This is a genomic window from Megasphaera sp. NM10, assembly GCF_000417505.1.
Taxonomy (GTDB): Bacteria; Bacillota; Negativicutes; order Veillonellales; family Megasphaeraceae; genus Megasphaera; species Megasphaera intestinihominis.
Genome location: NZ_APHY01000053.1, coordinates 1 through 7,233 on the forward strand (window position 1 = coordinate 1; position 7,233 = coordinate 7,233).

Sequence of the window (7,233 nt, forward strand, 5' to 3'; positions counted from 1 at the left end):
TGTTTCGTAGTTCGTTGTTCGTAAAAAGGGCGCCTTTAAGCTAGCCACTAGCCACTAGCCACGAGGCGGGCCGCCCTTTGGGACGGCCCCTACGAGCCACGAGCCACGAGCCCCTAACCCCTAATCCCTAATCCAGCGACCTGCGGCCTGCGCCCATTGTCATACGAAAAACGAATACCCGGACATAAAATATAAGCGTTTTACATTCCCCTGGCCGTCTGTTAAGATAAAGGCGTAGTAAGCAAGGAGAGAGGAGGTCGATGATGGAAGGGAAGGTTTGGCAGAATTTGATCGATGCCGGTTGTTCGGCGGCTTTTATCGAACAGTATGAGGCCCTGCCCGAGGAAGAGCAGTTGTCGTGCCTGCAGCGCCATCGCCGGTACTTGCTCGATGCTATTCATGACAAACAGCTTCAGCTGGACCGGCTGGATTATTTCTTATATGTGTTACGAAAAAGAGGAGACGAAAGAAAATGACTTTAGAAGAAATCAAGCAGACGAGCCCCTTTGCCATGGGCGGAGAAAACGTCGACTATGCCCAGTATTTTGATGGCACCAGTTATTTGAACATGTTGTCCCTAAAACAGGTCGTCGTCGGCAATGTCACTTTTGAACCGGCCTGCCGCAATCATTGGCACATCCACCATGCCAGCCAGGGCGGCGGTCAGATGCTGTTAGTCACGGCCGGCCGTGGCTGGTATCAAGAATGGGGGAAACCGGCCCAGGCCCTCCTCGCCGGTGATGTCGTCCACATCCCGGCCAACGTCAAGCATTGGCACGGTGCTGCCAAGGACAGTGCCTTCCAGCATCTGGCCATTGAAGTCGACGGGACTGATACGAGTACGGAATGGTGTGAAGCCGTAGCGGAGGCCGATTATGATGCCCTTCCGTAAGCACTTCTTAGCGGCCGGGCTCATGGTCCTGGCGGGAATCGGATTTCTCCCCTTTTACAGCGGCTGGCCCAAGGCCTGGGCGGCCTTCGGCTATGCCAAGGAAGTCTACGGGGAGTAAATGTCTCTATTTGAAATAATCAGGAGGTAAAAAGCAGATGATGAAGAAAGTTTTAATGCTTGCCCTGAGCAGTCTCATGGTCCTGGGCCTGGCTGCCTGTGGCAATACGAACGGCGCCGATGCGTCTTCCAGCGCCTCAAAAAAGGCGGATGCGGCGGCCCAGGCCCCGGCCAAGGGCAATGGCAAGACGCTGGTCGTCTATTATTCGGCTGGCGGTCATACCAAGAATGTAGCCAATTACATTGCCAAAGCGACCAACGGCGACGTTATGGAACTGAAACCGGCCCAGGACTATACGGAAGCGGATCTGGACTACAATAACCGGGACAGCCGCGTCTATCGCGAACACGATGATGCCAGCCTGCGCGACATCCCTCTGGTCAAGGATAAGGCAGACAACTGGGAAGGCTACGATACGGTCTTCATCGGATATCCTATCTGGTGGGGGATCGCTGCCTGGCCGGTAGATACTTTCGTCAAACACAATGACTTCAGTGGCAAGACGGTCATCCCCTTTGCCACGTCGGCCAGCTCCGGCCTCGGCGACAGCGGCAGACAGCTGCAGCAGATGGCTGGTACGGGCAACTGGCTGGAAGGTAAACGCTTCCCGTCCAATGTGTCGGAAAGTACGGTCCAGCAGTGGGTCCAGAGCCTCAATCTATAGGTTCCAGCGCATCCTTTTCCTGCTTTAAAAGCTGGATGAATTGCTGCGTCCCTTTGGGGAACAGCTGAAAACGCTTCCAGGCGATGAACAGCCTGTCCGAAATGGGCGGGTCCAGGAGGCGGAAACAGAGGGTATCATCGTCTTCCGGGACACGGATGATCTTTTCCAGCATGATGCAGGACCCCAGCCCTTCGCGGACCATGAGGGACGCATTATAGGCCAGGTTGTACGTGGCGCTGATATGCAGGTCAGCGAAGGGCTTTTTCAGCCAGACTCGCAGCCTGTCTGCCTGATTGTCATCCTGCAGGACCTGATTGGATACGATGAGTTTTTCATCCCACAGGTCCTGCGGGGTGATTTTTTCTTTTTGCGAGAGCGGGTTATCGCGGCGCAGGAGGAGGCCCCAGCGGTCGACAGTTGGGCAGGGGAGGACTTCGTATTTATCCATATCGACGTGGCCATAGACGACAGCCATGTCGATGAGGCTCTTGTCGAGGAGTTCCATCATCTGCTGACCATCGCCGCTGGTGATATGGAAATGCAGGTGGGGATACCTGGCCTGGATGTCATGGGCGGCGTGCATGAGGAAGCGGACGCTGTCCGATTCGGCCGAGCCGATGCGGATGGTCCCGTTCAGTTCGGTGTCGTCGCTGCGCAGTTCCTCTTCCGTATGACTGGCCAGGGAGAGGATTTCTTCAGCCCGCTTTTTCAGGAATAAGCCTTCTTCGGTGAGCGTAATGCGCCGGGGGCCGCGAATCATCAGTTCTTTTCCCAGCATCTCTTCCATGTCGCGCAGCTGCCGCGACAGCGTCGGCTGGGATAGGTGCAGTGCCTCGGCAGCATGGGTGATACTTTCTTCGCGGGCGACGGTGAGGAAATAATTGAGTACCCGTAAATCTAACATCCGAATCAGTCCTTTCCTTGCCAATGGATTTCTTCTTTCAGGCCCTTCAAAAAGGCTTCGCACGTCGGTGACAGGAGTTGGTATTTTTTCCAGGCCACGAGACACGAGAAGGTGACGGCTGGTTTCAGGGGGACGAAGGCCAGGTCCGGCGTATGGAGCTGGAAGAGCTCGTCGATGCCGAGGGCACTGGTAATGCCCGTCCGGATGAGCTGGGCCGCATTGGCGATGAGGTCGAATTTTCCGACGACCTTCAAGTCTTCGGCCGTTACGCTTCCTTGCGACCACTGACGGATATCGAAGGTTGCCGTAGCAGTCCGTGACGAGACGAGCAGGGGAATCTGGCTCAGGGTGTCGGCCGTGATGGCTGGCAGCCGGGCCCAGGGCGTATCGCTGCGGGTGATGATGCCGACCCGGTTGCTTTCAGGCAGACGCAGGAATTCGTATTTTTCCGGATTGAAAGGCTCGATGAAGAGGGCGAAGTCGATGAGGCCGCGGGAGAGTTTCTCTTCGACCGTATCGGCGTTACCCGTAAAGAGTTCACACGTAATGCCCGGATGTTTCCGCTGCAGTTTGGCAAAGGTGTCGGTTAGGAAGTGCATGACTGGTGTTTCGCCGGCACCGATGCGGATACAGCCCGTCAGTTCCGGCTGGTCGTCGCTGATTTCAGCTTTCGTCTGCTGGACGAGGGACACGATTTCCTCGGCCCGCTGGCGCAGGCGGATGCCTTCTTCCGTGAGCAGTGTACTGCGGTTGGTCCGGATGAAAAGCTGCTTGCCCAATTCCTTTTCCAGATCGGCCATCTGCCGGGACAACGTCGGCTGTGTGATATGCAGCATATTGGCTGCACCGGTCATATTCTGTTCCCTGGCGACGGCCAGGAAGTATTGCAGTGTCCGTATTTCCATGTGTTTCCTCCTAGGGTATGGATTTTCTTTAGTATACGACTTTTGAAAGGGCCTTACAACAAAGGTTTCATGCCCAAAACGACATGAAACTGTAACCGTTGCCATATTGTGGTAGTACCTTCTCCGGAGTATAATAAATCATTATTATTTTAGATTTATTGCTTCGGAGGAGGCTTTTTTTATGGAATCCATTGTGAATACTTTTTCCTATGAAATGGAATATGGCGGGCCGCACGTTCATTTCCTGGCCTTTCTTTTATTCATCTTCATTGCATTGTCATCCTGCACGGCGTCTTCCGGATCGTCATCGAAGTGCTGAGCCGCGTGACGAAAATCCCGCGCGACAGCTGGCGCAATATCTTCCGTTTCATGCCGACTCTGATGGGCATCCTTTTCATCCTCAGTTCCTATGGCATTTCCATTTCGCCGCTCCTGACAGCTCTCGGCGCCGGCGGCCTGGCATCGGCCCTGGCCTTGCAGGATACACTGGCCAACCTCTTTTCCGGCATTACGACGCTGGTATCGAAACAGGTCCACATGGGTGATTACATCCGCCTGTCCAGCGGCGAAGCCGGCCGCGTCGTCGATATGAACTGGCGTAATACGACGATTCGCACGGCGACGGGGAATATGGTCATCGTCCCCAACAAGAGCATTGCCACGGCGACGCTGACCAACTACGAACAGCCTTTGGCAGAATGTACCATTTCCATTCCCTTGACCATTACCTATGACAATGACCTGCAGCGTGTCGAAGACGTCACCCTCGGCGTGGCCCGGCACATCCTCGACCACAGTGAATACGGCGTCACCGGCTTCGAGCCCCTCGTCCGCTATGACCAGATGGGGGAATACGGCATTTCCTTCAAAGTCGTCCTGCGTATCCGCAACATCGTCGACGAAGCCGTCCTCAAGCACCAGTTCATCAAAAGCATCTATACGACCTATAAAAAAGAAAACATCCAGCTCCTCATCCGCCACGATTGACATATATAGTTTGTAGTACGGAGTTTGTAGAAGATGATTTCAAATTTTTAGCCATCCGCTAACCACTAACCACTAGCCACTAACCACTTAAAAGGGCTTGCCGCATGTGCGGCAAGCTCTTTTATGCTATACTAAGGGAAGAAAGCATCATTCACGAGAACGAGAGGTAATCATAATTATGGAAAATACACAAAATAAGGGCCGCCGCGGCATGGATATGCTGCACGGCTCTATTGCCGACAAGTTGTTCTTTTTTGCCATGCCGATCGGCCTCATGGGCTTATTTGAACAGCTTTTCAACAGTGCCGATGTCGTCATCCTGGGGCGTTTCGTCGGCAAGAGCGCCATGGCCGCTGTCGGCAACAATATGCCTGTCATCGGCATCCTGGTCATGCTGCTCATGGGGATTTCCCTGGGGGCTAATGTCACCATTGCCCAGTATCTCGGTGCCCGCCGCGACGATAAAGTGGAACGGACGGTCCAGACGGCTATTTTGATGTCTTTTGGACTGGGGGCCTTGCTGGCCGTCATCGGCGAACTCATCGTCTATCCGGCCTTCTGGGTCCTGGAAGTGCCGCCAGACGTCTACGATATGGCCGAACAGTATCTGCGCATCTTCCTGCTGGGCCTGCCTTTTTTGTCGCTGTATAACTTCGAGGCGGCCATCTTCCGCAGCTGCGGCGATGGCAAGACGCCGCTGTACAGCCTGGTCGCAGCCAATATCGTCAATATCGTCCTCGACCTGCTGTCGGTCCTGGTCTTTGATTTCGGCCTGGCCGGCGTCGTCTGGGCGACGGTCATCGCCTTTGCCGTCAATTCGCTCATCCTCCTGGTCCTGCTGTGCCGGACGACGGACCGCATCCGCCTGGAACGCCATCACATGCGCTTTTCCCGGGAAGAACTGCATCACATCATCCGCATCGGCCTGCCTGCCGGCATCCAGGGCATGGTCTTTGCCTTGTCCAACGTCCTCATCCAGTCGGCCCTGAACAGCCTGGGGACGGAAGCCATGGCAGCGTCGGCTGCGGCCTTCATCATCGAAGGCAATATCTACTGTTTCGTCAACGGCTTCAGCCAGGCGACGACGACCTTCGTCGGCCAGAACTACGGCGCCCGCAACCTGCGCCGCTGCTTCCGCATCACCAAAGTTGCCTTTGGCGTCGAAGCGGCTTTTCTCCTGGCCGTCACCGTGCCGGTCCTCTTCTTTTCGCCGGAACTCATCCGCCTGTTCAACGGCGACCCGAACGTCGTCGCCTTGGGGACGAAGCGCCTCTTTTACGTAGCCGGGACGTTCTACCTCAATGGCATCATCGACATCATCTCCGGATCCCTGCGCGGCTATGGATATTCCCTGCCGCCGGCTGTCGTCGTCCTGGTCGGTATCTGCGGCGTCCGCATCACCTGGCTGTACACCGTATTTGCCGCTCACCGCGACTTCCTGGTCCTCATGGCGGCCTACCCGGCCAGCTGGCTGGTCACGGCCATTGTCCTGACCTTCGTCTACCAGTCCTGCCGCAAGCACATCGTCCGGGGCCTGCTGAGTGAGCGGTAGCCGTTAGCCACCAGCCGCCAGCTACTAGCCGCCAGCCTCTAACCCCTACCCCCTAACCCCTAACCCCTAGCCCCTAGCTACGAACCACTAACTGCTAACTCCTCAAGTGATGAGATGCAATCAGCCTACACTTGATTAATAACGTATATTATGATATAATCAAATTAACAAATAATTATTATTGATTACTAATTCGGAAGGGGGCATAAGATATGCGTTTTGGTGAAGGTTTTGTCGAAGAAATCAAGGATAATGGCTTGGCGAAAGTACGGGTCAGCCGCGATTCGCTCTATGTGGCCTGCAGTGTCTGCGCCGCAGCGGATCACGTCAAGCTCCTGGCTTATAATTCCATTGGCGCTGCCGAAGGCGACCACGTCCGCTATGAAGTCGATGACTCGCACCTCATTTCCGGTGCCTTTGTCTGCTTCATCCTGCCCGTAGCCATGCTGCTCATCACGGCCCTTTTAGGCTATCTCATCATAGGCCATACTGCCGGTGCCGTCGTCGGCGGCATCGCCGGACTCATCGTCTCGGCCCTGGCCGTCCGGAAATACGACCGCTCTCTGAGCCGCATCATCGATACCAAAGCCAACATCCTCAGCGTCATTGTCGATGAGGATGAAGAGAAGGAAGAAAACTGAACTTAACTTTGGAATGAAATCCCAATTCATGATATTATTGGTTAAACACTGGAAAACATTCCAGACTTTTTGCATTGTGAAGTCATAACTATATAGCGAAGAGATGTAGACGAAAGATGTCGATAGTTGTAATAACTATCGGCATTTTTTTGTTTATCACAGTTTCTAGCTCTATCAGTTAGCGAAGAAACGCCATTTCCGGATGCAGGACATCCTCCGCAAGACAGCCCGTTACATTGTTAATTTCTGCATTGACCATCAGATAGGGACCATTGTTTGCGGTTATAATCGAGATTTCAAACGAGGACTAAAACTGGGCAAAGTGACGAATCAACATTTCACCCAAATCAGCCTGAGCTATCTGCGTAGTACCTTGAAACAGCTGTGTGAACGCTATGGGATAACCTATCTGGAACAGGAAGAATCGTATACCTCTCAGGCCAGCTGCCTGGATTTGGACGACATTCCCGTATACCAGCCGGATGCCCCCTATACAGGAACGTTCAGCGGGAAACGAGTCCAGCGCGGCCTGTACCGTTTCGCCAACGGCAGGACGCTAATGCCGACATC

Annotated in this window: 11 protein-coding genes; 9 read left to right on the plus strand and 2 right to left on the minus strand. The window is 54.4% G+C overall.

Annotated features, from left to right (window positions below):
• Positions 1-260: 260 nt before the first annotated feature.
• From NM10_RS09035 to NM10_RS09050, 4 genes are read left to right on the plus strand one after another with little or no spacing between them, the layout of a single operon-like run.
• Complete coding sequence (locus NM10_RS09035; protein WP_020311273.1) at positions 261-476, plus strand: hypothetical protein; 216 nt, start codon at positions 261-263, stop codon at positions 474-476.
• A complete protein-coding gene (locus NM10_RS09040; protein ID WP_020311274.1) occupies positions 473-892 on the plus strand; it encodes a cupin domain-containing protein in 420 nt (139 codons plus the stop codon). The genes NM10_RS09035 and NM10_RS09040 overlap by 4 nt, the downstream gene beginning before the upstream one ends.
• Positions 876-1,010, plus strand: a complete 135-nt coding sequence (locus NM10_RS09045; protein WP_239639685.1) for a carboxymuconolactone decarboxylase — start codon at positions 876-878, stop codon at positions 1,008-1,010. The genes NM10_RS09040 and NM10_RS09045 overlap by 17 nt, the downstream gene beginning before the upstream one ends.
• 37 nt (positions 1,011-1,047) lie before the next feature.
• A complete protein-coding gene (locus tag NM10_RS09050) occupies positions 1,048-1,674 on the plus strand; it encodes a flavodoxin (RefSeq protein ID WP_020311276.1) in 627 nt (208 codons plus the stop codon).
• Here the strand turns inward: NM10_RS09050 and NM10_RS09055 are convergent.
• Positions 1,664-2,578 (minus strand): LysR family transcriptional regulator, encoded by a 915-nt coding sequence (locus NM10_RS09055; RefSeq protein ID WP_020311277.1) that lies wholly within the window; start codon positions 2,576-2,578, stop codon positions 1,664-1,666. The genes NM10_RS09050 and NM10_RS09055 overlap by 11 nt on opposite strands.
• Before the next feature lie 5 nt (positions 2,579-2,583).
• Positions 2,584-3,483: a LysR family transcriptional regulator gene (locus tag NM10_RS09060; protein ID WP_020311278.1), complete on the minus strand. Its 900-nt coding sequence runs from the start codon at positions 3,481-3,483 to the stop codon at positions 2,584-2,586.
• A 181-nt stretch (positions 3,484-3,664) separates the two neighbouring features.
• Between NM10_RS09060 and NM10_RS14035 the strand changes: the two genes are divergently transcribed.
• The 5 genes from NM10_RS14035 to NM10_RS09080 all read left to right on the plus strand — a co-directional run.
• Positions 3,665-3,802 carry a hypothetical protein gene (locus NM10_RS14035; protein ID WP_192813561.1) on the plus strand — a complete coding sequence of 46 codons (138 nt, stop codon included), beginning with the start codon at positions 3,665-3,667 and terminating at the stop codon, positions 3,800-3,802.
• On the plus strand, positions 3,796-4,470 hold the full coding sequence (locus NM10_RS09065) for a mechanosensitive ion channel family protein (RefSeq protein ID WP_020311279.1): 675 nt from the start codon (positions 3,796-3,798) through the stop codon (positions 4,468-4,470). Before NM10_RS14035 ends, NM10_RS09065 begins: the two co-directional genes overlap by 7 nt.
• 178 nt (positions 4,471-4,648) lie before the next feature.
• Positions 4,649-6,022: an MATE family efflux transporter gene (locus tag NM10_RS09070; RefSeq protein ID WP_020311280.1), complete on the plus strand. Its 1,374-nt coding sequence runs from the start codon at positions 4,649-4,651 to the stop codon at positions 6,020-6,022.
• Positions 6,023-6,234: 212 nt separating this feature from the next.
• A complete protein-coding gene (locus NM10_RS09075) occupies positions 6,235-6,663 on the plus strand; it encodes a SoxR reducing system RseC family protein (RefSeq protein WP_020311281.1) in 429 nt (142 codons plus the stop codon).
• Positions 6,664-6,865: 202 nt separating this feature from the next.
• On the plus strand, positions 6,866-7,233 hold a 368-nt coding region (locus NM10_RS09080; RefSeq protein WP_239639686.1), incomplete at its 3' end, for an IS200/IS605 family accessory protein TnpB-related protein.

What these genes read in the sequence shown, in the direction of transcription:
- NM10_RS09075 (WP_020311281.1), top strand. Translation starts at nt 6,235, where the DNA reads ATGCGTTTTGGTGAAGGTTTTGTCGAAGAAATCAAGGATAATGGCTTG.
- NM10_RS09070 (WP_020311280.1), top strand. Translation starts at nt 4,649, where the DNA reads ATGGAAAATACACAAAATAAGGGCCGCCGCGGCATGGATATGCTGCAC.
- NM10_RS09045 (WP_239639685.1), top strand. Translation starts at nt 876, where the DNA reads ATGATGCCCTTCCGTAAGCACTTCTTAGCGGCCGGGCTCATGGTCCTG.
- NM10_RS09040 (WP_020311274.1), top strand. Translation starts at nt 473, where the DNA reads ATGACTTTAGAAGAAATCAAGCAGACGAGCCCCTTTGCCATGGGCGGA.
- NM10_RS14035 (WP_192813561.1), top strand. Translation starts at nt 3,665, where the DNA reads ATGGAATCCATTGTGAATACTTTTTCCTATGAAATGGAATATGGCGGG.
- NM10_RS09060 (WP_020311278.1), bottom strand. Translation starts at nt 3,483, where the DNA reads ATGGAAATACGGACACTGCAATACTTCCTGGCCGTCGCCAGGGAACAG.
- NM10_RS09035 (WP_020311273.1), top strand. Translation starts at nt 261, where the DNA reads ATGATGGAAGGGAAGGTTTGGCAGAATTTGATCGATGCCGGTTGTTCG.
- NM10_RS09050 (WP_020311276.1), top strand. Translation starts at nt 1,048, where the DNA reads ATGATGAAGAAAGTTTTAATGCTTGCCCTGAGCAGTCTCATGGTCCTG.
- NM10_RS09055 (WP_020311277.1), bottom strand. Translation starts at nt 2,578, where the DNA reads ATGTTAGATTTACGGGTACTCAATTATTTCCTCACCGTCGCCCGCGAA.